This is a genomic window from Streptomyces sp. NBC_00258 (assembly GCF_036182465.1).
Lineage (GTDB): Bacteria > Actinomycetota > Actinomycetes > Streptomycetales > Streptomycetaceae > Streptomyces.
In genome coordinates, this window is sequence record NZ_CP108081.1 from 8,768,079 (window position 1) to 8,791,636 (window position 23,558).

General features: G+C 68.8%; 18 protein-coding genes, 1 tRNA gene and 1 pseudogene. 11 read left to right on the top strand and 9 right to left on the bottom strand.

The window, feature by feature from the left end:
- The first annotated feature begins 39 nt into the window (after window positions 1-39).
- Entirely contained in the window at window positions 40-1,086 is a 1,047-nt protein-coding gene (locus OG718_RS39095) for a hypothetical protein (protein WP_143637694.1), read from the top strand.
- A 194-nt stretch (window positions 1,087-1,280) separates the two neighbouring features.
- Here OG718_RS39095 and OG718_RS39100 read toward each other — a convergent pair whose 3' ends face one another.
- Window positions 1,281-2,177: a hypothetical protein gene (locus tag OG718_RS39100; RefSeq protein ID WP_328846409.1), complete on the bottom strand. Its 897-nt coding sequence runs from the start codon at window positions 2,175-2,177 to the stop codon at window positions 1,281-1,283.
- A gap of 174 nt (window positions 2,178-2,351) precedes the next feature.
- On the opposite strand from OG718_RS39100, the gene OG718_RS39105 reads away from it, so the two are divergent.
- Window positions 2,352-3,149 (top strand): S1 family peptidase, encoded by a 798-nt coding sequence (locus tag OG718_RS39105; RefSeq protein WP_143637689.1) that lies wholly within the window; start codon window positions 2,352-2,354, stop codon window positions 3,147-3,149.
- A 171-nt stretch (window positions 3,150-3,320) separates the two neighbouring features.
- On the opposite strand, the gene OG718_RS39110 is transcribed toward OG718_RS39105, so the two are convergent.
- Window positions 3,321-5,117: a glycoside hydrolase family 35 protein gene (locus OG718_RS39110; RefSeq protein WP_328846410.1), complete on the bottom strand. Its 1,797-nt coding sequence runs from the start codon at window positions 5,115-5,117 to the stop codon at window positions 3,321-3,323.
- Between the two features lie 113 nt (window positions 5,118-5,230).
- On the opposite strand from OG718_RS39110, the gene OG718_RS39115 reads away from it, so the two are divergent.
- From OG718_RS39115 to OG718_RS39140, 6 genes are all read left to right on the top strand, one after another.
- The gene (locus tag OG718_RS39115; protein ID WP_143637685.1) at window positions 5,231-6,121 is read left to right on the top strand and encodes a helix-turn-helix domain-containing protein; all 891 of its coding nucleotides are present in this window, start codon (window positions 5,231-5,233) and stop codon (window positions 6,119-6,121) included.
- 105 nt (window positions 6,122-6,226) lie between these two features.
- Entirely contained in the window at window positions 6,227-6,574 is a 348-nt protein-coding gene (locus tag OG718_RS39120) for a chorismate mutase (protein WP_328846411.1), read from the top strand.
- A 183-nt stretch (window positions 6,575-6,757) separates the two neighbouring features.
- Window positions 6,758-7,231, top strand: coding sequence for a response regulator (locus OG718_RS39125; protein WP_143637681.1), 474 nt, complete (start codon window positions 6,758-6,760; stop codon window positions 7,229-7,231).
- Window positions 7,232-7,324: 93 nt separating this feature from the next.
- Window positions 7,325-9,832, top strand: a complete 2,508-nt coding sequence (gene pepN / locus OG718_RS39130) for an aminopeptidase N (protein WP_328846412.1) — start codon at window positions 7,325-7,327, stop codon at window positions 9,830-9,832.
- A 305-nt stretch (window positions 9,833-10,137) separates the two neighbouring features.
- Window positions 10,138-11,520 (top strand): pyridoxal phosphate-dependent decarboxylase family protein, encoded by a 1,383-nt coding sequence (locus tag OG718_RS39135; protein WP_328846413.1) that lies wholly within the window; start codon window positions 10,138-10,140, stop codon window positions 11,518-11,520.
- Window positions 11,517-12,950 carry a lysine N(6)-hydroxylase/L-ornithine N(5)-oxygenase family protein gene (locus OG718_RS39140; RefSeq protein WP_328846414.1) on the top strand — a complete coding sequence of 478 codons (1,434 nt, stop codon included), beginning with the start codon at window positions 11,517-11,519 and terminating at the stop codon, window positions 12,948-12,950. The genes OG718_RS39135 and OG718_RS39140 overlap by 4 nt, the downstream gene beginning before the upstream one ends.
- A gap of 51 nt (window positions 12,951-13,001) precedes the next feature.
- On the opposite strand, the gene OG718_RS39145 is transcribed toward OG718_RS39140, so the two are convergent.
- Window positions 13,002-14,813 (bottom strand): bifunctional metallophosphatase/5'-nucleotidase, encoded by a 1,812-nt coding sequence (locus OG718_RS39145; protein WP_328846415.1) that lies wholly within the window; start codon window positions 14,811-14,813, stop codon window positions 13,002-13,004.
- A gap of 151 nt (window positions 14,814-14,964) precedes the next feature.
- On the opposite strand from OG718_RS39145, the gene OG718_RS39150 reads away from it, so the two are divergent.
- Entirely contained in the window at window positions 14,965-15,693 is a 729-nt protein-coding gene (locus OG718_RS39150; protein WP_328846416.1) for an SIMPL domain-containing protein, read from the top strand.
- Between the two features lie 132 nt (window positions 15,694-15,825).
- Window positions 15,826-17,262: a pyruvate kinase gene (gene pyk, locus OG718_RS39155; RefSeq protein ID WP_143637669.1), complete on the top strand. Its 1,437-nt coding sequence runs from the start codon at window positions 15,826-15,828 to the stop codon at window positions 17,260-17,262.
- 10 nt (window positions 17,263-17,272) lie between these two features.
- Here the strand turns inward: pyk and OG718_RS39160 are convergent.
- Together OG718_RS39160 and OG718_RS39165 are read right to left on the bottom strand one after the other, a co-directional pair.
- Window positions 17,273-18,033, bottom strand: a pseudogene (locus OG718_RS39160) (transcriptional regulator).
- Window positions 18,034-18,139: 106 nt separating this feature from the next.
- A tRNA-Leu gene (locus tag OG718_RS39165) sits at window positions 18,140-18,214 on the bottom strand.
- A 103-nt stretch (window positions 18,215-18,317) separates the two neighbouring features.
- Here OG718_RS39165 and OG718_RS39170 point away from each other — a divergent pair.
- On the top strand, window positions 18,318-18,974 hold the full coding sequence (locus OG718_RS39170; RefSeq protein ID WP_055615813.1) for an ANTAR domain-containing response regulator: 657 nt from the start codon (window positions 18,318-18,320) through the stop codon (window positions 18,972-18,974).
- A 114-nt stretch (window positions 18,975-19,088) separates the two neighbouring features.
- Here OG718_RS39170 and OG718_RS39175 read toward each other — a convergent pair whose 3' ends face one another.
- Genes OG718_RS39175 through OG718_RS39190 form a run of 4 tightly spaced genes read right to left on the bottom strand, consistent with a single transcriptional unit; the run spans window position 19,089 to window position 23,486 of the window.
- Window positions 19,089-19,805, bottom strand: coding sequence for an ABC transporter ATP-binding protein (locus OG718_RS39175; protein WP_143637665.1), 717 nt, complete (start codon window positions 19,803-19,805; stop codon window positions 19,089-19,091).
- Complete coding sequence (locus OG718_RS39180; RefSeq protein WP_143637663.1) at window positions 19,802-20,713, bottom strand: ABC transporter ATP-binding protein; 912 nt, start codon at window positions 20,711-20,713, stop codon at window positions 19,802-19,804. Before OG718_RS39180 ends, OG718_RS39175 begins: the two co-directional genes overlap by 4 nt.
- A 5-nt stretch (window positions 20,714-20,718) precedes the next feature.
- The gene (locus OG718_RS39185) at window positions 20,719-22,548 is read right to left on the bottom strand and encodes a branched-chain amino acid ABC transporter permease (protein WP_143637661.1); all 1,830 of its coding nucleotides are present in this window, start codon (window positions 22,546-22,548) and stop codon (window positions 20,719-20,721) included.
- A gap of 5 nt (window positions 22,549-22,553) precedes the next feature.
- Window positions 22,554-23,486, bottom strand: a complete 933-nt coding sequence (locus OG718_RS39190) for a branched-chain amino acid ABC transporter permease (RefSeq protein ID WP_143637658.1) — start codon at window positions 23,484-23,486, stop codon at window positions 22,554-22,556.
- Between the last annotated feature and the right edge of the window lie 72 nt (window positions 23,487-23,558).

Sequence of the window (23,558 nt, forward strand, 5' to 3'; positions counted from 1 at the left end):
GTCGCGAAGGGAGCAGTAACCAACGGGGGATGAACAGAAATGCCGGAGAACACCCATCGAATGGTGACCGACGTCCCGCATGCCAAGGTGCGGGCCGTCACCGAGCGCGTCGTCCAGGAACTCACACTCGCCGCCGACAAGGTCGCCGCCCACTACGCGGAACCCGCCAAGTACCCACTGCCCGCGGACAGGACGGCCGCCGAGCACCTCGTCGCGCGGCGCTTCGACAGCCTCACCGACGAAAGGAGGAAGAAGGCGGCGGCCGCGGTCCTCGCCGACCTCAAGACCGGTGCCGTACGGTCCCGGCGACTCGGGGACCTGGCCCGTGTCGACCTGCGCTCGCCCGCCTCGGTGGACACGCAGGTCAAGCGCCTCGGCTTTCCCGAGCGGCTGAGGTTCCCGGCCGACGAACTCAGGAAGCCGCCGACTTCTCTCCTCCCCGAGGAGTCGGCCCCGCAGGGCCTGGCCGCCGTGCCGGCCGCCCTGCACAGGCTGGAACTGCGCATCCACCGGGTGAAGTGCGTGGACGAGACGTCCGAGTGGGGATCCGACGAGATCCATCTCGCCGGAACCAGCGTGGACGAGAGCGGCGACACCCTGAAGATCGGCCAGTTCAAGGTCCGCAGCTTCGACGACGGCGACGTCAAGGTGTATGACCCGCCGCGCCGCTTCCACTGGTTCGGCCTCGACGAGGGCACCAAGTACCCGAAGTCGTACTTCGTCACGCTGGTGCTCGCCGAGGTCGACTGGGGCGGCCTCGCCGACTACGTGGGCGCACTGCTCGACCTCATCAAGAAGAAGGTCACCGCCTACCTCGCCGCGGCCATCGGGGGCGCGATCGGCGCCTCCGGCGGACCCGTCGGCATCCTCATCGGGATGGCCGTCGGCGCGGCCGTCGGCTGGGTCTTCGACCAGCTCAAGGGCCTCTTCGGCGACGAGGTGTTCAAGCCCGTCACCGTCAGCGCCGTCATCCCCTCCCTCACCGGCCGCTGGGCGGGCCGCCCCTTCACCGCCCCGGCGGTCGCCGACTACCGCGGCCACGGCGGCCACTACCAACTGACGTACGACTGGCGCATGTACGACTGAGCGAGACGCACAGCCGTACGGCCGGATCCAACCTCGGGGGACACGGGGGATACAGGGGGATGCGGGGGCCGGAAGGGCCGCCGCCCGTCAACGGCACAGACGGGCGGCGGCCCTTCCGCTGCAGCGCCCCGTCAGGGGCGCGGGGAACTGCGCGACCAGCCCCCACCGTCCCGCACCCGACGACCCAACCCCATCTACGTGTCGCACTCCAGAACAGTCCGACAAAGCCCGCACCGCGCCCGAACCCGCCCTCGCACCGGCACCCGAATCCGCTGATGACAGGTCGGACAGGGAAACGACACCCGCAGCGGCCCGCGGCTGTCGGGGGTGAAGGCGTACGGGGCGTCGGCGGGCGGCGCCCCGACCGCGTGCTCCTGCGCATGACGACGATCCTTCGCGTACCGCCGCCGCCCCGCCCACCCCGCCGCGGTCAGCGGCGGCTGCCGCTCGTCGTGACGGGCCCGCGCCATGCCCTTCGTGTACGCGGTGTACGCCTGCGGGCTGGTGAACCAGATCGCCGGGTCCTCGCCGAGGACCAGGGACCGCTTGGCCAGCACGTACCCGAACTCCTCCGGCGTCAGATAGCCCAGCTTCTGCGAGGACGCCGAGTCCTCCCGGTACGCGTCGAGCAGCAGCCAGCCCGCGCCGAGATACGTCGTCGCCGTGTCCGTGAGGATCTCGTTGTCGCGCGTGCCGGGGAACGACAGGTCCAGGCGGTGCAGATAGACGTGCATCACCTCGTGCGCGAGCGCCGCGCCGATGTCCCTGCGGTGGGTACGGAACCGGTCGTTCAGCTCGATGAAGTACTCGGGGCCAGCGGCGAGCTCGACATTCGCCGCGTGCTCCATCTCCCGGAAACTCACGATCATGCGGGCATCCGGCAGACGGAAGTGCCGCACCAGCTCGCGAGCGACCCGCTGGGCGCCCAGATGGAGATCGTCCGTGTCGCAGAACGCCACATCGGCAGGGGCCACGCTGGTGTCGAAGGTGTGGATGGTGTCGTACGAGAGCCGTTTGTACAGCGCGGTGATCGCCGCCCGCACCGTGTCCAGGTGCGGGTAGCCGTGCTCGACCGGACCGCCGTTCGTCACGTCCGTACCCCCAGAGAGGCCCTGAACCCCCATTCCACCTTAAGGGGACGCGAGCGGATTCTCCTGGGTTGGGTTGCCCGGTGGGCGAGTGAGATCCACCCTTGCCGCCCATGCGTCATGATCCTCATACTTCTGTGCGCTCTTCTGCGCACTCAACCCCCCACGAAAGGGATCATGTTGACAAACAGGTCGGTCAGTCTCCTCAAGAGATCCGCCTTCAAGCGAGCCGCGGCGATCGGTGCCGTCGCCCTCGCGACCGCCAGCCTCCAGCCCGTCGCCGCGCACGCCGCGCCCGTGCCGGTCGTTGGCGGTACGCCCGCGGCGCAGAACGAGTTCCCGTTCATGGTCAGCCTCTCCATGGGCTGCGGCGGTGCCCTCTACAAGAAGGACGTCGTCCTGACCGCCGCGCACTGCGTGGACGGCTCGGGCAACACCACCCGGATCACCGCCACGGCCGGGGTCGCCGACCTCAACGCCTCCGGCGCGATCAAGGTCAAGTCCACCAAGGTCCTCCAGGCCCCGGGCTACAACGGCAACGGCAAGGACTGGGCGCTCATCAAGCTCGCCCGGCCCATCAACCTGCCCACGCTGAAGCTCGCGACGAACACCCGCTACAACAGGGGCACGTTCACCATCGCCGGGTGGGGCGACACGGCGGAGAACGCGAATTCCGGTTCCACGCAGCTCCTCAAGGCCAAGGTGCCGTTCGTCGCCGACCGCCAGTGCAAGCGGCACTACGGCAGCCGGCTCATCGCCGGGCAGGAGATCTGCGCCGGGGTTCCGCGCGGCGGGGTCGACACCTGCCAGGGCGACTCCGGCGGGCCCATGTTCCGCAAGGACGACAGCGGGAAGTGGCTCCAGGTCGGGATCGTCAGCTGGGGAGACGGGTGTGCTCGGCCGCTCGTACCGGGGGTGTACACCGAGGTGTCCGCCTTCTCTTCGGCGATAGCCCGGGCTGCGGCGACGCTTTAGCCTCCGGCGGGGCGGGTGGGGTGGGCGTTCGCGGTGTTTGTGCCGTGGGCGCCCGCTTGCTTTCGGGTGCGGGCCGGTGGGGGCTTGTCGCGCAGTTCCCCGCGCCCCTTAAGAGCGGGCCCGAGTGACACAGTGAAGGTGCTCGGCGTTCGCTGGTCCCCGCTGTCCGTCTCAGCCCTCGCTGCCCGCACCCCCCGCCTCGCCCGCCTCGCTCGTCTCGCCCACGCCCCGCAGGACCGGGGGGCCGGACGCCTCCTCGAACTCCAGGAGCCATACCTCGTTGGTGCCCTCGCGCAGGACCGGGCCGGGGACGTACAGGGAACGTTGGGGGCCGGCGGACCAGTAGCGGCCCAGGTTGAAGCCGTTGATCCAGGCGAATCCCCTTGTCCAGCCGGGGAGTTCGAGGCAGGCGTCCCCGGCGCCGCGTACCGTGACCGTGCCGCGGTACAGGCCGGGGTCACCGGAAGCGGGGAGCGGGCGGAACGGCACCGGCTCCACACCGGTGTCGAACGCGTCCAGGCGCAGCGCCCGCGCCCGCACTCCGTGCAGATACTGCCGTTCGTGCAGTACGCCACCGGTGATGCCCTTCGTCTCCCCGGTGCGCGGGCCGTAGTTGACCCGGCCCAGCGACTCCACCCACAGGTCCACGCGCGCGGGACCCGCGACCGGCTCCTTGAGCTGCGGCTCGTCCTCGGTGAGCACTCCGGCCGGCTCCCCGTCGACGTACACCGTCGCCAGGTCCCGCAGGCCGCGCACGGTCAGGGGGTACGGACGGCGGGGTCCCGGAACGTCGACCGTGTAGCGGACGAGCCCCCGGTCGACGTCCAGTTCCTCGAAGGTCGGCGGCACGGGCCGCTCGGTCTCGGGCCCGCCGAGCGCGTCGAGCACGGCGGACAGGGACGCCCAGCCGGCGAGGTCCACGGTCGCGGGGGCGCCCAACGGGGCCGGTGCGGACGGTAGTTCGGGCAGCGGGCCGTCCGTGTACGCGGCGAGGAGCGACCGGAACCGCCAGAACTTCTCCGTGGGGCGCCCGTACTCGTCGATCGGCGCGTCATAGTCGTACGACGTCACGTCCGGCTCCAGCACCCCGTCGTGCAGCGCGCCGCCACCACGGTTGGCACCCGCCCAGCCCGCGAAGTTCGTGCCGCCGTGCGCCATGTAGAGGTTGACCGAGGCCCCGCACTCCAGGATCTCCCGCAGCGCGTCGGCGGCGTCACCGGGATCGCGTACGACGTGCTCGGCGCCCCAGTGGTCGAACCAGCCGCACCAGAACTCCATGCACATCAGCGGACCCGTCGGCCGGTGCCGGCGCAGCGTCTCGAAGGCCTCGCGCGCGTGCGACCCGAAATTCGCGGTCGCCAGGACACCGGGAAGGGAGCCGCCGGTGAGCATGTGGTCCTCGGGACCGTCCGACGTGAACAGCGGCACGGTCACGCCCCCCTCGCGCAGCAGTCTGGCGAGCCGGCTCAGATACACCTGGTCCGAGCCGTAACTCCCGTACTCGTTCTCCACCTGCACCATCAGCACCGGACCACCGCGGTCGATCTGCCGGGGCACGATCTCGTGCAGCAGGTGGGCGAACCAGCGCTCCACATGGCCCAGGAACCGCTCGTCACGCGTGCGCACGAGCGCGCCCGCCCCGCCGGTCAGCCAGTGCGGCAGCCCGCCGTTCTCCCACTCGGCGCAGATGTACGGACCCGGCCGCACGATCGCCCGCAGTCCGGCCCGCCGGGCCGCGTCCAGGAACCGGCCGAGCGCCTGGACGTCCCGGAAGGAGCCCGGCCGCGGCTCGTGGAGATTCCACGGGACGTACGTCTCCACACAGTTGAGGCCCATCGCCCGCAGCATCGACAGCCGGTGCCCCCACTGCCCCTCGTGCACCCGGAAGTAGTGCAGCGCCCCCGACAGCAGCCGAACCGGCCGCCCGTCCAGCAGAAAATCGGTGTCCCCCACCGTGAACTCGGTCATGAGCACCACCCTGACCCCTGGCGGCGACCGGGTCCATGGACAAAGATCAGCGATGATTGGACGCAGCTGACGGAGCGCGGGACGGGCTTGCCGGCCAGGTGGGAGGACAGCCGATGTACCACACCTGGATGCGGTTCTTCAGCCCCGGACCCGCCCACCACAAACTCGGCCTCGTCTGCCTCGGCGTCGGCCTCCAGTACGGGGCGCTGCCCACCGTCGGACCCCGCACCCTCGACCACCACGTGGCCGTCGTGGTCAGCGCAGGGCGCGGCTGGTTCCGTACCGTCGACGGGCGGTGCACGGCCGTCACCGCGCCCGCCCTGCTCTGGCTCACCCCCGGCGTACCCCACCACTACGCACCCGACCCCGAGACCGGCTGGGACGAGGCCTTCGTCGACTTCACCGGACCCACTGCCGACACCTACACCGAACTCGGCTACATCGAACCGGCCCGGCCCGTCGTCCCCCTCTCCGACGCGGGCCCGGCCCGCACCACCGTCGCCCGCATCGCCCGCGCCGCCCGCCTCGGCAACCCCCTCCTGGAGGTCGAGACCAGCGCCGCCGTCCACGAACTCCTCGTCACCCTGCGCCGCGCCCGCGCCGACACCGCCCCCGACGGCGAACAGGTCCTCCAGGCCCTCGCCCGCGACGCCTTCAAGCCGCTCTCCGTCGCCGACCACGCCGCCCGCCACGGCATGACCCCCGCCGAACTGCGCACCGCGGTCCGCCGCGGCGCCGGCTGCAGCCCCAAGGACTACCTCCTCGGCATCCGCCTCGGCCGCGCCAAGGAACTCCTCGCCGCCACCGAACTCCCCGTCGCCGCCGTGGCAAGACGCGTCGGCTACGACGACCCGGCCTACTTCTCCCGCCTGTTCACCCGCCGCGTCGGCACGGCACCCGTGCGCTTCCGGGAACAACAGGGACGGACCGTTCCCGGCGGCTGGAGCAATCAGGTCCCCGACCCCGAAGATCCGCCGATGCTCCGTTCCCCGGGCGCACGATGACCGGAACACCGGAACTCTCCGGGGCAGGACGGCCGGGACTCCTCGGGAACACGTTGATCGGACGGCCGCGCACCACCCGCGGCACGCCACGTAGGGTTGCCCTCCATGACCACCAGCAACACCGGAAACGCGGGCGGCGTCGACCCGGCCGTCCGCGCCGAACTCGCCCGCCTGCGCGAGAGCATCGACAACATCGACGCGGCCGTCGTCCACATGCTCGCCGAACGCTTCAAGTGCACCCAGCAGGTCGGCCACCTCAAGGCCGCCCACCAGCTGCCGCCCGCCGACCCGTCCCGCGAGGCCCAGCAGATCGCCCGGCTGCGCAGCCTCGCCGAGAACGCAAGACTCGACCCGGCGTTCGCGGAGAAGCTCCTCAACTTCATCATCGCCGAGGTCATCCGCCACCACGAGAGCATCGCGGACAGTGCGGGCGGCGCGGGCAGCCGGGAATGACCACAACGGCCCGCCGGCAGGCCCCACTTCCCCTGCCGATTCTCATGCCGTTGTAAGTCCGCCCTCTCGGCGTACGCGCCGAAATGAGGCATCCTGCGCTGAGCACTCCTTGTCAGTACACGAGTACTCCCTGTCGGTCGGTTCGGACATAAGCTTGTCGTCCAAGCGAGGGGACTTCGCTCCATGCCGCCGGATGCCAAGATCCTCATAGTCGACGACCATGAGGAAACGCTCTACGCCCTGGAAAGCGCCCTGGCCCCGCTCGGCTACCACCTGACGCGGGCGACCAGCGGCGACGAAGCGCTGAAGGAAGTCCTGCGCGGCCACATCGGCCTGCTCCTCCTCGACGTACGCATGCCCGGCGTCAGCGGCCTCGACGTGGTCCGCTACATGCGGGGCGTGGAACAGACCCACCTCATCCCGATCATCCTGGTCACCGGCTTCGGCCCCGACGCCGAACTCACCACCACCGCCTACCGCCTGGGCGTCGCCGACCTCGTCATGAAACCCATAGACCCCTGGGCCCTGCGCACCAAGGTCCGCTACCTCTACGACTCCCACCAGCGCTACCAGTCCCTGGAACGCGAGGTACGCGAACTCCGCGCCCTGGTGAAGGAACAGCCGAGGGCCGCTCGCTACGTGGGCCCGGGTACATAAGCCGACCGACCGGGATCGTGACGCCGGCCGACCGGGGGCGCAACCCCGCCCGGACCAGGCCACCCCTGTGCCGGATCACGCCGATCAGGCAGCATGGCACCCATGTCCGTACTGACGCGCGACGAAGCGCAGACCCGTGCCAAGCTCCTCGACGTCCACCGCTACCAGATCGAACTCGACCTGACGCGCGGCGACGAGATCTTCGACTCCCGTACCGTCATCCGCTTCACCACCCGCGCGGACGGGGACACCTTCGTCGAGCTCAAGCCCGCCGAACTGCGCTCGGTCGCCCTCGACGGCCACCTCCTCGACCTGGACACCCTCTCCGTGGACGAGAACCGGCTGCCGCTCAAGGACCTCACGGCCGGCGATCACGAACTGCGCATCGACACCACCATGCGCTACTCCCGCACCGGCGAGGGCATGCACCGCTTCACCGACCCCACCGACGGTGAGACATACGTCTACACACAGCTGTTCATGGACGACGTACAGCGCGTCTTCGCGGCCTTCGACCAGCCCGACCTCAAGGCCGTCTTCGAGCTGACCGTGACGGCACCCGAAGGCTGGACCGTACTCGCCAACGGCATCACCGAGCGGCAGGACGACGGCCGTTGGCGGGCCGCCCCCACCCCGCTGATCTCCACCTACCTCGTCGCCGTCGCCGCCGGCCCCTGGCACTCCGTGCGCACCGAACACCGCGGCCTGCCCTTCGGCATCCACTGCCGCCGCTCGCTGGCCCCCCACCTCGACACCGACGCCGACGAGATCCTCGACATCACCCGCGCCTGCTTCGACCGCTACCACGAGAAGTTCGAGGAGCCCTACCCCTTCGACTCCTACGACCAGGCGTTCGTCCCCGAATTCAACGCAGGCGCCATGGAGAACCCCGGACTCGTCACCTTCCGCGACGAGTTCGTCTACCGCTCCGCCGTCACCGACACCGAACGCCAGACCCGCGCCATGGTCATCGCCCACGAAATGGCCCACATGTGGTTCGGCGACCTCGTCACCCTGCGCTGGTGGGACGACATCTGGCTGAACGAGTCCTTCGCCGAGTACATGGGCTACCAGACCCTCACCGAAGCCACCCGCTTCACCGACACCTGGACCGACTTCGGCATCGTCCGCAAGGCCTGGGGCTACGACGCCGACCAGCGCCCCTCCACCCACCCCGTCGCCCCGGACCCCGAAGCCGTCCCCGACACCGCCTCCGCGATGCTCAACTTCGACGGCATCTCCTACGCCAAGGGCGCCTCCGCACTACGCCAACTCGTCGCCTGGCTCGGCGAGAAGGACTTCCTCGCCGGCATCAACACCCACTTCGCCCGCCACAAGTTCTCCAACGCCACCCTCGCCGACTTCATCGAATCCCTCGCCGCGGCCACCGAACGCGACGTCCACGCCTGGGCCGACTCCTGGCTGCGCACCACCGGCGTCGACACCCTCACCGCCTCCGTCACCGACCGGCCGGGGGAGTGGACCCTCAGCCTCGACCGCGCGGGCAGCCGCCCCCACCGCGTCACCGTCGGTGTTTACGACCGCGACCTCAACGACAGCCGCGCACTCCTCCTGCGCGAACGCTACGAGACGGACGTCCCGCAACAGCCGGCCCCCGAACCCCGCCCCGGCACCCGCCCCGCCCTCGTCGTCCCCAACGACCTCGACCTCACCTACGCCAAGATCCGCCTCGACGAGGTGTCCTCCGAGACCGCCCTGCGTGGCATCTCCGACGTCCCCGACGCCCTCACCCGCGCCGTCCTGTGGAACACCCTGCGCGACATGGTCCGCGACGGCGACCTCGCCCCCGCCGCCTACCTGGAGACCGCCCGCGCCCACCTCCCCGAGGAGCGCGACCTCGCCGTCGTCCAGGGCGTCCTCACCTTCGCCGCCACCCAGGTCGCCGACCGCTACCTGCCCGCCCACGAACGGCCCGCCGCCCTCGCCACCCTCACCTCGCTCTGCCGCGACCTCATCCGCCGCACCGAGGACGGCGACCACCCCGGCCTGCGCCTCATCGCCGTACGCCACCTCATCGACGTCGCCGCCCAGCCCGACACCATCAGCGCCTGGTTCTCCGAAGGCACCGTCCCCGGCGGCCCCGAACTCGACCCCGAACTGCGCTGGCGCATCCTCGGCCGCCTCGCCGTCCTCGGCGCCATCGACGACGCCGTCATCGACACCGAACTCGTCCAGGACCCCAGCGCCACCGGCCAGGAAGGCGCCGCCCGCTGCCGCGCCGCCCTCCCCGACCCGGCCGCCAAGCGCGCCGCCTGGGAGGCGATGTTCACCACCGACGACCTCTCCAACTACCTCTTCACCGCCACCGCCCAGGGCTTCTGGCAACCCGAACAGACCGACCTCGTACGCCAGTACGTCGACCTCTACTGGAACGACGCGGCAGCCGTCGCCGCCCGCCGTGGCCCCGCCATCGCCGAGGCAGCCGGCCGCTGGGCATTCCCGGTCTACGCCATCACCCCGGAAACCCTCCACGCAGGCGAACAATGCCTGACAGAGGCCACCCCCATCCCAGCCCTCCGCCGCAAACTGACAGACCAACTCGACGACCTGGCAAGGGCATTGCGAGTACGAGAGGCATAGAGGACGAGCGCTGATTGACCGACCCTGCGCCCCTTCGCTCCAGGGGCGCGGGGCCCGTTTCTTACATGTGCGTGGGGCCCGTTTCTTACAGGGGCGCCGCGAACCGCCATCTTTTAGGGGCGCGGGGAACTGCGCGACCAGCCCCCACCGACCCGCACGTCACCCCCAACCCGGGCGCGGAGCGCCAACAACCCCGGCGCGAAGCGCCAATACCCCTTTCGAGTGCTGATCACCGCACTCTCCGGGCACGCGGCCCCAAACCCAGACACGCTGGAAGTCCCCGCCCCGCGCCCCGGAGGACAACCATGAGCCCGCTCGCATCAGGCCCCCAAGGCCCGGCCACCCTGCGACCGCTGCTCACCACCGTGCTCGAAGCGCTACAAGCAGGCGCAGCCACCCGAGACGGCCCCCTCCCGGCCGGCGGCCCCACCGCCGTCGCCACCCGCCTCCGCGAGGCCCTCGGCGACCCCCTCCCGGACCACGGCGACGAAGACGCCCTCCGCACCCTCGTCCAAGCCCTCGCAGAAGGCGCGGCAGACCCCGCTCACCCCCTCTGCACGGCCCACCTCCACTGCCCACCCCTCGCCGTCGCCACCGCCGCCGACCTCGCCGCCTCCGTCCTCAACCCCTCCCTCGACTCCTGGGACCAGGCCCCGGCCGCCTCAGAACTGGAAACCCTGGTCACCAAGGCCCTCACCGCCGAGGTCTACGGGGAGACAGACCAAGCCCCGACAACCGGCGACACCCTCGTCACCACAGGCGGCACCGAGTCCAACCAACTCGCCCTCCTCCTCGCACGCGAACGCCACGGCCACACCCAGCTCGTCTGCGCCGCGAACGCCCACCACTCCCTCCGCCGCGCCACCTGGCTCCTCGGCCTCCCCGAACCCGTCACCGTGCCCGCCCCCGCAGGCACCATGGACCCCGCCGCCCTCGGCGAAGCCCTGACCGCGCTGAAGGGCCCCCGCGGCTCCCTCCTGGTCGCCGCCACCGCCGGAACCACCGACGCCGGCCTCATCGACCCGCTCCCCGACATCGCCAACCTCTGCGAAGCCCACGGAGCCCGCCTCCACATCGACGCCGCCTACGGCGGAGGCCTCCTCTTCAGCGACCGCCACCGCCCCAAACTCGACGGCCTCGCCCGCGCCCACACCGTCACCCTCGACCTGCACAAACTCGGCTGGCAGCCCGTCGCCGCAGGACTCCTCGCCGTACGCGACCGACACGACCTCACCGCACTGGCCCACCACACCGACTACCTCAACGCCGACGACGACACCGAAGCGGGCCTGCCCGACCTCCTCGGCCGCTCCCTGCGCACCACCCGACGACCCGACATCCTCAAGATCGCCGTCACCCTCAAAACCCTCGGCCGCACCGGACTCGGCGAACTCGTCGACCAGGTCTGCGCCCGAGCAGGCCAATTCGCCGAAATCATCCACCGGCACCCGCACTTCGAACTCCACGACCGGCCCACCATCAGCACCGTCCTGTTCCGGCCCACCGACGCCACCGACGCCACCGTGGCCGCCGTACGCCGCACCCTCCTCACCGAAGGCCGGGCCGTCCTCGGCCGCGCCCGCCTCGACGACCGCCTCTGGCTCAAAGCCACCCTGCTCAACCCGCACACCGGAGCCGACGACCTGACCGCGCTCCTGAAACTGGTGGAAGGACACACACCGCGATGACGCCCCCCACGTCCCCCACACCCCCCAAGCACCCCGTACACCACGAGCCCGAAGCACCCCGCGACCTCGTCGGCATCGGCATCGGCCCCTGCAACCTCTCCCTCGCCGCCCTCGCCCACCCCCTGGCCGAACTCGACACCGCCTTCTACGAACAGCGCCCCACCTTCGACTGGCACCCCGGCCTCCTCATCGAAGGCACCACCCTCCAAGTCCCCTTCCTCGCCGACCTGGTGACCCTCGCCGACCCCGCGAGCCCCTGGACCTTCCTCAACTACCTCAAGGCCCGCGACCGCCTCTTCCCCTTCTACTTCGCCGAACGACTCCACATCCACCGCGCCGAATACGCCGCCTACTGCCGCTGGGTCAGCGACAGCCTCCCCGGACTCCACTTCGGCCACCAGGTCGACGCCGTCCGCTGGAACCCCGAACGCGACGTGTTCGAAGTCGACTTCACCCAACTCGACAGCGACGGCGAAGCCGAAGCACTCGGCCGCACCTACACCAAGAACATCGCCCTCGGCATCGGCACCGCCCCCCACATCCCCGAACCGCTCCGCCCCCTCGTCGAAGCCCCCGGCGTGCCCGTCATCCACGCCGCGGACTACCTCGAACACCGCGAGCAGTTCCTCACCGCAGAACACATCACCGTCATCGGCTCAGGACAGTCCGGCGCCGAGGTCTTCCTCGACCTCCTCAGAAACCGCCCCCCAGGACGCGAGAGAATCCACTGGCTCGCCCGCACCGAGGCCTTCGCGCCCATGGAGTACTCAAAACTCGGGCTCGAACACTTCACACCCGACTACACGCGCTACTTCCACGCCCTGCCCGAACCCGTACGCGACCGGCTCGTCCCCGCCCAATGGCAACTCCACAAAGGCATCGACGCCGACACCATCGCCGCCATCCACGACGAGCTATACCGCCGCACCCTGAACGGCGGCTGGCCCGACACCGTCCTCACCCCCGGCGTCCACGTCCGCACCGCAGGCCGCATCGCCACCACCAAGGTCGAACTCCACCTGGAACACGCCCAACAGGCCAGCCGCTCCCGCATCACCACCGACGCCGTCATCCTCGCCACCGGCTACCGCGAACGCCCCCTCGGCCGAATCCTCGCCGGGCTCGACCCCTACATGCGCCGCGACGCCTCCGAACGCCCCCGCATCGACGACCACCACCGCCTGGTCCTCGACCCCTCCGTCACCGGAGCCGTCTACGTCCAGAACGGCGAACGCCACACCCACGGCGTCGGCGCCCCCGACCTCGGCCTCACCGCCTGGCGCAGCGCGAGCATCCTCAACTCCCTGACGGGCAAAGACCCCTACCCACTGCCGAGCCGAACGGCCTTCACGACCTTCGGACTCACCCAGCAGCCCCAGATCCCGCCCGCCAGGCAGCAGCCACGGATGCTCACACCACTTGCCGAATAGAAGCCGGCCGGCCGAACAGAAGCCGACTGGAACCAGCCGAACAGCAGCCGACTAGAAGACCGGCGTCCCCTCACGCGTCAGCTTCCAGTCCACCGAGGCGAACTCCTTCGGGTCCAGCGAACCCTTCGCCGTCACCCACTCCGCGATCCGCGTACGGATCTCCGTCGACTCCGCCCACAGCTCCTTCGCCGACGCCACATGCGGGAACGCCCCACCGCCATTGGCCCGGTAGTTGTTCACCGCGAACACGAACTGCTGAGCGTCGTCCAGCGCCACACCGTTGTAGGAGAGGTTCTTGATCCGCGAACCCGCCGCCTGAGCGATGTCGATGTCGTACGTCAGACCTGACACGTAGTCGTAGTTGTAGTCCGGCCGGTTGCCCGCGTTCGTCAGCTTCTCCACGTCGACCGCGGCACCGGCGGCCGTCTGCACGAAGTACTGCGCCGAGTACTCCAGGTACGCCCGCACCTGCGCACCCGTCATCAACTTCGCGACCAGCGTGTTGTCGTACACGTACAGACTCGACAGATCCCGGATCGTCACATCACCGGCCGGGATCTCCGACGTACGCGAGAACGGCGACGCCTGCGACAGCACCGGCAACGACGCGTACTCCGTCCCCGCCAATGCCGCCTTGACCACGTCCTCCTGGACCTTCGTGATCAGGTCGATGATCGGAGCGTCCTTGTAACGCGCCTCCACTGTCGTCAACGTCTCCGTCGCCGTCCCGACCACCTGGTTGACGTACGCCACGACCACGTCGTGCTCGTCCTTCAACAGCTTCGTGATCTTCGGGTCGTCGGCCACCGCGTTCGAGTTGCGGACCGACGCCGCCACCGACTCGACCGTCCAACGCCCCTTCTCGAAGACCAGCTCGAAGTCGAAGAGCGAGAGCCGCTCCGCGTACGCCAGCGGCTCCGACAGGACGACCGTCTTCCCCGTCTTCGTGTTGGTGACCTTCAGCTCCGGAATCTCCACATGCGCGTGCCCGACCAGAATCGCGTCGATCCCCGGTACCTGCTGAGCCACCAGCCCCGCCGAGTTCTCCACGTACGGCAACTGATCACCGTACGAGGACGTCCCCGACGAACCGGAGTGCGCCGAGACGACCACCACGTCCGCACCCATCGACCGCAGCTTCGGCACCCACTTCGCCGCCTGCTCCTCCAGGCCCGGGAACGTCAACTTGCCCTGCACATACGCCTTGTCCCAGATCGCGATACCGGGGTTCGTCAGACCCAGCACGGCCACCTTCACCGGCGGGGCGCCCTTCACGTGGAACGTCTTCATGAAGTACGGAGGAAAGGCCGGCTTCAGCGTCTTCGCGTCCAGCGCGTTCGCACCCAGCAGCGGGAAACGGCACTGCGACTCGAACTTCCGCAGCGTCTCGATCCCATAGTTGAACTCATGGTTGCCGAGCGCCACAGCGTCATAACCGATCGCGTTCATCGCCTGCGCCATGGGGTGGACAGGTCCGCCCTTGGCGGTGATCGGATCGACCTTCGCGTAGTAGTACGTGAGAGGGGTCCCCTGGATCGTGTCACCGGCGTCCAGCAACAGCGTGTTGCACCGGCCCTTCTCCTTGCGGACCGCGTTCACCAGCGTCGAGATCCGCGCCAGACCCTGCGCGTTGCCCGCCGCATCCTTGTACTCCGCGTCCTTGAAGTAGTCCCAGTTGAAGATGTGACCGTGCAGATCGGTCGTGCCCATCACCGTCAGCGAGTACCGCTTCGGCTTCCTGCCACCCTTCGCCACCGCGGCCTCCGCCGCCTGAGCGCTCGGAGCCACGGCCGCACCGGCCAGGGCGACCCCCGCGCCGGTCACGGCGGACTTCTTCAGGAACTTCCGACGGTTCAACGCCATGACGGGCCACTCCTCGGGAAACGGTCGACAACACACGCAGATACGCGCGTAGATTCTGACCCGCTCATGACGTACGACAACAGCCCCCGCAGGTTTCGATCTGATGACCGGCACGGTCCGGAAACGGGCCGCCGGTGACAGAGTGGGACGTATGACCTCACCCTCCGAAGCCTCCGACGAAACCCGCTCCGCCGTCCCCTACGGCACACCCGACGCACCCCGGATCGCCGTTCGCGGCGAAGCCCACCTCGAAGTCGACCCCGAGATCGCCCGCATCGGCATCACCGTCAGTGCCCGCGGCACCGACCGCCGCGACGCCCTCACCGACCTGACCCGCCGCAACGCCACCGCCCTCGACCTCGTCAAGACCTACGGCGACGCCGTCGAAAAACTGGAGACCGGCGCCTTCTCCATCACCCCCGAACTCACCAAACACGGCCGCGGCGAACGCATCCGCGCCTACCACGGCCGCGTCCACATCACCGCCGAACTCACCGACTTCACCGCCCTCGGCGAACTCACCACCCGCCTCGCCGACCTCGACCTCACCCGCGTCGACGGCCCCTGGTGGGCCCTGCGCCCCGACTCGCCCGCCCACCGCCAGGCCAGGCAACAGGAAGTACGCGAAGCCGTCCAACGAGCCCGCGAATACGCCGAAGCCCTCGGCACCACACTCGCGGCCCTCGTGGAACTCGCCGACATCGGCGCCGAGAACGCCCACCCCTACGGCATGGAAACAGGATCCGCCCGAAGCATGCGCACCATGGCATTCGACGCGGCCGCCCCCGAAAGCGCCCCCGCCCTCGACCTCGAACCCGAACGACAGCACGTCTACGCACAGGTCAACGCCCGCTTCACAATGTCACCGCCGGTGCTCTGAAAGCCCTCCGAAATGCTCATCGGAGCGGCCCCGTGCACAATTCAACAGTTGTCAACAGCCCTTCACGCAAAGGTTGTTGAGTAGTCATGCCCGACCAATTCCCTACCCGCTGGTAAGGCCTAGGCTCGAACCATGCGCCGAGCAAAAATCGTCTGTACATTGGGCCCCGCCACCGACTCGTACGACCAGATCAAGGCACTGGTCGAAGCCGGAATGGACGTAGCCCGCCTCAACCTCAGCCACGGCAGCCATGCCGACCACGAGGAGCGCTACCAGCGCGTGCGAAAGGCCTCCGACGAGACCGGCCGCAGCGTCGGAATCCTCGCCGACCTTCAAGGCCCGAAGATCCGACTCGGCCGCTTCACCGAAGGACCCGTACTCCTTGAACGCGGAGACACCTTCACCATCACGGTGGAAGAGGGCACAGAGGGTGACCGCCAGACCTGCGGGACCACCTACTCCGGCCTCGCCGCCGACGTCACCACCGGCGAACGCATCCTCGTCGACGACGGCAAGGTCTGCCTCGAAGTCACCTCCGTCGACGGCCCCCGCGTTCACACCACCGTCGTCGAAGGCGGCATGATCTCCGACAACAAGGGCCTCAACCTCCCCGGCGTCGCCGTCTCCGTCCCCGCCCTCTCCGAGAAGGACGAGGACGACCTCCGCTGGGCCCTGCGCACCGGATGCGACGTCATCGCCCTCTCCTTCGTCCGCAGCGGACGCGACATCGAGGACGTCCACCGGATCATGGACGAAGAGGGCCGGCGCCTCCCCGTGATCGCCAAGGTCGAGAAGCCCCAGGCCGTCGAGAACATCGACGACATCGTGGCCGCCTTCGACGGCATCATGGTCGCCCGAGGCGACCTCGGCGTCGAAATGCCCCTCGAACAGGTCCCGATCGTCCAGAAGCGCGCGGTCAAACTCGCCAAGCGCAACGCCAAGCCGGTCATCGTCGCCACGCAGATGCTCGACTCGATGATCGACAACTCCCGCCCCACGAGGGCCGAGGCCAGCGACGTCGCCAACGCGGTCATCGACGGCACGGACGCCGTGATGCTGTCCGGCGAGACGAGCGTCGGCAAGTACCCCATCGAGACGGTCCGCACCATGTCCCGCATCGTCGAGGCCGCCGAGGAGGACATCCTCGCCAAGGGCCTCCCGCCCCTGACGGACCGGAACAAGCCCCGCACGCAGGGCGGCGCGGTCGCCCGGGCCGCGGCGGAGATGGGTGACTTCCTGGGCGCGAAATACCTGGTCGCCTTCACGCAGAGCGGGGACACGGTCCGCCGCCTGTCCCGTTACAGGTCGCCCATCCCGCTCCTCGCCTTCACCCCGGACGAGGCGACCCGCTCCCAGCTCAACCTGACCTGGGGCGTCGAGACCTTCCTCGGCCCGCACGTCGACTCGACCGACGCGATGGTCGACCAGGTCGACGAGCTGCTCCTGAAGTACGGCCACTGCGAGAAGGGCGACATCGTCGTCATCACGGCCGGCTCCCCGCCCGGAGTCTCCGGCTCCACGAACCTGGTCCGCGTCCACCACATCGGCGAGGACGACAGCCCCAAGTAGGGGCGTGGGGTCAGTACTTGGGGCCTACGTGGGCGTCCATGAGGGCTACGGAGGCGCGGCGGGCGACGGAGATGTTGCGTGAGTTCGCTTGTCTCCAATCGACGCCGACTGTGTCGAGTGCATTGGTGTAGAGCTGCCTGATGTCCGCCGATAGGTTCGTGAAGAAGTACCGCGGATACTCATAGCGCCTGCGCTCGCCTTCGACGAGGCGCGTGGCCCAGTTGGTGATGCGACAGCCGTCGGAGTGGACGAGGCCGCGGATGAACTCCCACGGGTGGGCGTCGACAATCTCCTGTTGCCAGGGCTCCAGGGCGATGGTGCGTTCATGCTTCTTGCCCGGGCCGTGCTGGGGGAGAAGCAGGGCCAGTGCTTGCTGGTCGCGGTGACTGCTACACAGCCGTCCTTCTTCACGCGGAACACGCTGTTGTCCGGGCGTGCGGAGCGAATTGCGGATTCGCACGCGTCGATGAGCCCTGGCCAGGCGTTGTCGCACACGATGCGGATGAAGTACACGCCTCTACGGTGAGCGTTGATGCAGCCGTCACCGAGATAGAGGCCCAGGAGATAGGCGTACGCTGCCGGGTTCTCGGGTGGTCCGGGCGCGCCCTGGCACCGAGGACACGGCTTGCCGACGCGCTTGAGCGGTTCGATCCGCGTCTGCCATGAGCGGATCGCCGACCGGGAGACGCCAGTCTCCTTACTGACCGAGTTAAGGCTGCGCCCCTGGTCAATCAGCGCGAGTACCCGCTTACGTGCAACCACGTCGTACATGTGGCCACTGTCCGGGCGAGATTGGGGCGACACGCAGCAAAAAGCGGATGTTCACGAGAACGTGAACATCCGCTTCCAAATGGTGACCTTGGAATGCCAGGAAAAGTGCCCCGAGTCGGACTCGAACCGACACTGTATGGGTTTTGAATCCATTGCCTGCTGCCAATTGGGCTACCGGGGCCCGGTGAATCGAAGGTTTACTTCGACCCGCCGCCTGACCACCATACCGCAGCTAGGTACGCTCTTGGGAGCAGTACTTGCCTGCATTGGAACGAGGAGCCCCCGTGACCGCCCCCGAGTCGCCCCAGCCCGTAGACGCGCCCGACGACGACAAGTCGCACGTGCCTCCGCTGACGACCCGTGTCGTCATCGCCGAGGACGAGGCGTTGATCCGTCTCGACCTCAAGGAGATGCTCGAAGAAGAGGGGTACACGGTCGTAGGCGAGGCCGGTGACGGTGAGCAGGCCGTCGAGCTCGCCCGGGAGCACCGCCCCGACCTCGTGATCCTCGATGTGAAGATGCCGAAGCTGGATGGCATCTCGGCCGCGGAGAAGATCGCCGAGGAGTCCATCGCCCCGGTGCTGATGCTCACCGCGTTCTCACAGCGCGACCTCGTCGAGCGTGCCCGCGACGCCGGTGCGATGGCGTATCTGGTGAAGCCGTTCAGCAAGAGCGATGTCGTTCCGGCGATCGAGATGGCTGTCTCCCGCTTCACGGAGTTGAAGGCGCTGGAGAAGGAGATCGAGGATCTCACGACGCGTCTGGAGACCCGGAAGCTCGTCGACCGTGCGAAGTCCGTGCTGCAGACGGAGTACGGCCTGTCGGAGCCGGCCGCGTTCCGTTGGATTCAGAAGACGTCGATGGATCGTCGTATGTCGATGCAGCAGGTCGCGGAGGCGGTCATTCAGGACGCCGACGAGAAGAAGGCCGCGAAGGGTTGAGCGTCGCGCGTCGTGAGTGGCGCGTGTATGTACGTACATGGCTGAGGCCCGCACCCCGTGTCATCGGGTGCGGGCCTCAGCCGTATGCGAGAAGCCGGGTTCGTGTAGACCGGCTCAGTCCTCGCCGAGGTACGCCTTGCGGACCGATTCGTCGTGCAGGAGGTCCTGGCCGGATCCGGAGAGGACGATGCTGCCGACCTCCATGACGTGTCCCTGGTCGGCGAGCGAGAGTGCTGCCTGGGCGTTCTGCTCGACGAGCAGGATGGTGGTGCCCTGGGACTTGAGTTCGGAGATCGTGGCCATGATCTTCTGCATCATGATCGGCGAGAGGCCCATGGAGGGTTCGTCGAGCATGAGCAGCTTGGGCTGGGACATCAGGGCCCGGCCCATGGCGAGCATCTGCTGCTCGCCGCCGGAGAGGGTTCCCGCGGCCTGCTTCCTGCGCTCCCCGAGGATGGGGAAGAGGTCGTAGGCGCGCTGGATGTCCTTGTCGATGCCTGCCTTGTCGGTGCGCAGGAAGGCTCCGAGGCGGAGGTTGTCCTCGATCGTCATGCGGGGGAAGATGTGCCGCCCCTCGGGGGAGTGCGCGAGCCCGAGGGAGACGATCTGGTGGGCGGGGGTCTTCTTCAGTGACTTGCCCTGGAACTTGATCTGGCCGCCGACGGGCTTGAGGAGGCCGGAGAGGGTGCGCAGGGTGGTGGTCTTGCCGGCGCCGTTGGTGCCGATGAGGGTGACGACCTGGCCGGCGTCGACCTTGAAGGAGATGCCCTTGACGGCTTCGATCTTGCCGTAGGCGACTCGGAGGTCCTCGACTTCGAGCAGTGCGGTCATCGGTCGTTCTCCTTGCGGGGCGCGGCGTCCGTGGAGGCGTCGGCCTGCGCCTCGGCGGCTTCGACCTCGGCGACCTCCTCCTGGCCGGGTGCGTCTTCGAAGGGTTCGCCGAGGTAGGCGGCGATGACGCGTTCGTCGCCCTGGACGGTGGCGCTGTCGCCTTCGACGAGTTTTTCGCCCTGGACGAGGACGGCGACGCGGTCGCAGAGGTTGAAGATGAACCGCATGTCGTGCTCGATGACGAGGACGGCGATGCCCATGTCGCGGATGGCGAAGACGAGTTCCTCGGTGGCCCGGGTTTCCTGCGGGTTCATTCCGGCGGTGGGCTCGTCGAGGAGGAGCAGGCCGGGTTCGCTGGCGAGGGCGCGGGCGATTTCGAGCTTGCGCTGTTCGCCGTAGGGGAGGTTCCTGGCGAGGTGGTCGCGCTTGGCGGCGAGGCCGATGAACTCGAGGAGTTCCATGGCGCGGTCTTCGCTGGTTTTTTCGGCCTTCTTGAAGCCGGGGCCGCGTACGAGTGCGGACCAGAGTCCTTCTTTGGTGCGGGTGTGGCGGCCGACGAGCACGTTTTCCAGGACCGTCATGTTGGAGAAGAGACGGATGTTCTGGAAGGTGCGGGCGACGCCGGCGGCCGTGACCTTGAAGGACTGGGGCGGCAGAACCTTGCCCTTGTAGCGGACCTCGCCCTCGGTGGGGGTGTAGAGGCCGGTGAGGCAGTTGAAGAACGTGGTCTTGCCGGCGCCGTTGGGGCCGATGAGGCCGACGATTTCTCCGCTGTTGACCTGGAGGTCGACGTTGCGTACGGCGGTGAGGCCGCCGAAGCGCATGGTGACGCCTCGTGCGTCGAGCACGGTTTCGCCGGGTGCGGTGGCGCCGGGGGCGGCGCCCTTGGTGGTGATGTCGGTAGTCATCGTGGTCAGGCCCCTGCCTTGCTGAGGACTGTGGGAGCTTCCGCTTCCTCGTGGAATTCGAGCTGGCGGCGCCGGTTCGGGATGAGGCCTTCCGGACGGAAGCGCATCAGCAGGACGAGCGCGAGGCCGAAGGCGAGGAGCTGGTAGTCGCCGAGGAACTGGAGCTTGGCGGGGATCAGGTAGAGCAGTGCGGCGCCGACGAGCGGTCCGCTGATGGTGCCCATGCCGCCGAGGACGACCGCTGCGAGCAGGAAGGCCGAGTTGGGCGGGACGACGTGGGCGAACTGGTACTGCTCGGGTGTCACGGTGTAGGTGACGTGTGCCTGGACGGATCCGGCGAGGCCGGCGAGTGCGGCGCCGAGGGCGAAGGCGATGAGCTTGACGCGGAAGCCGTTGATGCCCATGGCGAGCGCGGCGGTCTCGTCCTCGCGGATGGCGACCCAGGCGCGGCCGATGCGGGAGTCGCCGCTGCGGCGGAAGACGACCACGACGACCAGCGTGATGAGGAGCATCAGCAGGAAGTAGTTGGCGAACCGCGCGATGGTGAATCCGGCGATGGTGTGTTCTTGGCCGAAGTCGAACCCGAGGATGTTGAGGTTCGGGATCGAGGAGATGCCGTTGGAGCCGTTGGTGATGTCGGGTCCGCTGGTGCCGTCCATGTTGAGGACGGTGATGCGGAAGATCTCACCGAAGCCGAGGGTGACGATGGCGAGGTAGTCGCCGCGCAGTCGGAGGGTCGGGGCGCCGATGAGGACGCCGAAGACCATGGCGACGGCTGCGCCGAGGAGGGCGGAGGCCCAGAACGGCAGGTGGATGTCGAAGGGGGAGGAGGGGGAGCCGGAGACCATGGCCGCGGTGTAGGCGCCGACGCCGAGGAAGGCGACGTATCCGAGGTCGAGGAGTCCGGCGAGGCCGACGACGATGTTGAGGCCGAGGGCGACGGTGGCGAAGATCAGGATGTAGACGCCGATGGTCGCGTACTGGTCGTCGGACTGGGTGAAGGGGAATGCGGCGGCGGCGACGAACGCGCCGATCATGGTGACGTTGCGGTGCTTGGAGGTGAGTGCGGAGAGCCTGTTGACGAGTCCGGCCTTGGCCGCGGCGGCGAAGCCCAGGCCCGCGGTGATGAGGAAGCCGATGAACTGTTCGTCGTATTCGGTGCCGATGCCGTAGGTGAAGACGGTCAGGCCGAGGGCCAGTGCGGCGACGATGACGAGGATTTCGGCGTATGCGGGGAGCTTGTGGGCCTGGGGCTTGGTGGTGCCGGAGGCGAAGGCGGCCTTGACGACGGTGACGTCGTACCGCCTCTGGTGGCGGAACTGCTCCCAGGCGGTGTCGTCGGGGTCGTGGGGGTCGGGTGCCGGCCGTTGGAACGGCAGGGCGAGTGAGCCGACCAGGGCGGCGAGGGTGGCGACGGCCACGATCCAGCCGCCGGGTTCGAGGTTGGCGAGGCCGCCGAGTTTGGTGCTGATCGCGATGATCGTGTACCAGGCGGTGGCGAACGCTGCGAGCGCGGCGAGCTTGATGGCGCTGTCGGCGCCTGCGGGGGTGAGCCAGCGCAGGCCCTTGATGCCGTAGGAGGAGAGGCCGAAGAGCGTGGTGAGGGCGCCGCCGATGAGGACGAGGACCTGCAGGCCGCCGGGGTAGCCGTAGACGGTGAGGTCGCCGGGGAATGCGGCGGTCCAGGTCCAGGCGAGGAAGGTGGAGATGATGGTGAGGATGCCGCCGCCGGTGGCGAGGGCGCGTCCGATGTTCGGGGGGATGCCGATGAGTCCGGCGGTGGAGCCGGCCGGCTCCTTGGCGGGCGTCTGGGGGCTGGTGGTCTGTGTGGTCATAGGTCTCACGCCCTGTCCGCGACGCGCTCGCCGAGCAGGCCTTGTGGCCTGAAGAGGAGCACGAGGATGAGGAGTACGAAGGCCCAGACGTTGGCCCAGGACTGGCCGCCGAGCTGTGACATGCCGGGGACGTCGGCGATGTAGGCGGTGGCCATGGTCTCGGCGAGGCCGAGGACGACGCCGCCGATCATGGCTCCGTAGATGTTGCCGATGCCGCCGAGGACGGCGGCGGTGAAGGCCTTGAGGCCGAGGATGAAGCCCATGCGGAAGTCGATCTGGCCGTACTTGAGGCCGTAGGCGAGGCCTCCGACGGCGGCGAACGCGGCGCCGAGGGCGAAGGCGACCACGATGATGCGGTCGGTGTTGATGCCCATGAGCTTGGCGGTGTCCGGGTCCTGGGCGGTGGCCTGCATGCCGCGTCCGGTCCGGGTCTTCATGACGAAGTAGGCGAGGACGGCCATGCTGATGGGGGCCGCGACGAAGAGGAAGACGTCACCGGTCTGGATGGTGACGCTGCCGATCTCGAAGGGGCCGCCTTCGATCTGCGGGAAGGTCCGCGCCGACTTGGCGTTGGGGTACCAGGCCCATACCGCCTGCTGGAGGGCCAGGGAGAGGCCGATGGCGGTGATGAGGGGGGCCAGGCGTGGTGCGGTGCGCAGGGGGCGGTAGGCGAATCGTTCCGCTCCGACTGCGACGGTGACGGCGACGAAGATGGCGCCGACGAGCATGAGCGGCAGGGCGATCCACATGGTGGTGCCGTCGGGGAGTACGTACAGATAGACCGTGAGCGCGCCGAAGGCCCCGGTCATGAAGATCTCGCCGTGGGCGAAGTTGATGAGCTGGACGATGCCATAGACCATCGTGTAGCCGATGGCGACCAGCCCGTACATGGATCCCAGTAGCAGGCCGTTGACCAGCTGCTGCGGCAGTTCGTTCACCGCATGTCCTCCGAGCGTTCGGATAGTCGAGGGATGTGACCGGATGCGAGTCCGCGCGGGGCGCTTGTGGTG

Excerpts from the sequence above, each read along its gene's own strand:
- OG718_RS39095 (WP_143637694.1), top strand. The coding sequence starts at position 40 with ATGCCGGAGAACACCCATCGAATGGTGACCGACGTCCCGCATGCCAAG.
- OG718_RS39105 (WP_143637689.1), top strand. The coding sequence starts at position 2,352 with ATGTTGACAAACAGGTCGGTCAGTCTCCTCAAGAGATCCGCCTTCAAG.
- OG718_RS39110 (WP_328846410.1), bottom strand. The coding sequence starts at position 5,117 with ATGACCGAGTTCACGGTGGGGGACACCGATTTTCTGCTGGACGGGCGG.
- OG718_RS39115 (WP_143637685.1), top strand. The coding sequence starts at position 5,231 with ATGTACCACACCTGGATGCGGTTCTTCAGCCCCGGACCCGCCCACCAC.
- OG718_RS39120 (WP_328846411.1), top strand. The coding sequence starts at position 6,227 with ATGACCACCAGCAACACCGGAAACGCGGGCGGCGTCGACCCGGCCGTC.
- OG718_RS39125 (WP_143637681.1), top strand. The coding sequence starts at position 6,758 with ATGCCGCCGGATGCCAAGATCCTCATAGTCGACGACCATGAGGAAACG.
- pepN (WP_328846412.1), top strand. The coding sequence starts at position 7,325 with ATGGCACCCATGTCCGTACTGACGCGCGACGAAGCGCAGACCCGTGCC.
- OG718_RS39135 (WP_328846413.1), top strand. The coding sequence starts at position 10,138 with ATGAGCCCGCTCGCATCAGGCCCCCAAGGCCCGGCCACCCTGCGACCG.
- OG718_RS39140 (WP_328846414.1), top strand. The coding sequence starts at position 11,517 with ATGACGCCCCCCACGTCCCCCACACCCCCCAAGCACCCCGTACACCAC.
- OG718_RS39145 (WP_328846415.1), bottom strand. The coding sequence starts at position 14,813 with ATGGCGTTGAACCGTCGGAAGTTCCTGAAGAAGTCCGCCGTGACCGGC.
- OG718_RS39150 (WP_328846416.1), top strand. The coding sequence starts at position 14,965 with ATGACCTCACCCTCCGAAGCCTCCGACGAAACCCGCTCCGCCGTCCCC.
- pyk (WP_143637669.1), top strand. The coding sequence starts at position 15,826 with ATGCGCCGAGCAAAAATCGTCTGTACATTGGGCCCCGCCACCGACTCG.
- OG718_RS39175 (WP_143637665.1), bottom strand. The coding sequence starts at position 19,805 with ATGACCGCACTGCTCGAAGTCGAGGACCTCCGAGTCGCCTACGGCAAG.
- OG718_RS39180 (WP_143637663.1), bottom strand. The coding sequence starts at position 20,713 with ATGACTACCGACATCACCACCAAGGGCGCCGCCCCCGGCGCCACCGCA.
- OG718_RS39185 (WP_143637661.1), bottom strand. The coding sequence starts at position 22,548 with ATGACCACACAGACCACCAGCCCCCAGACGCCCGCCAAGGAGCCGGCC.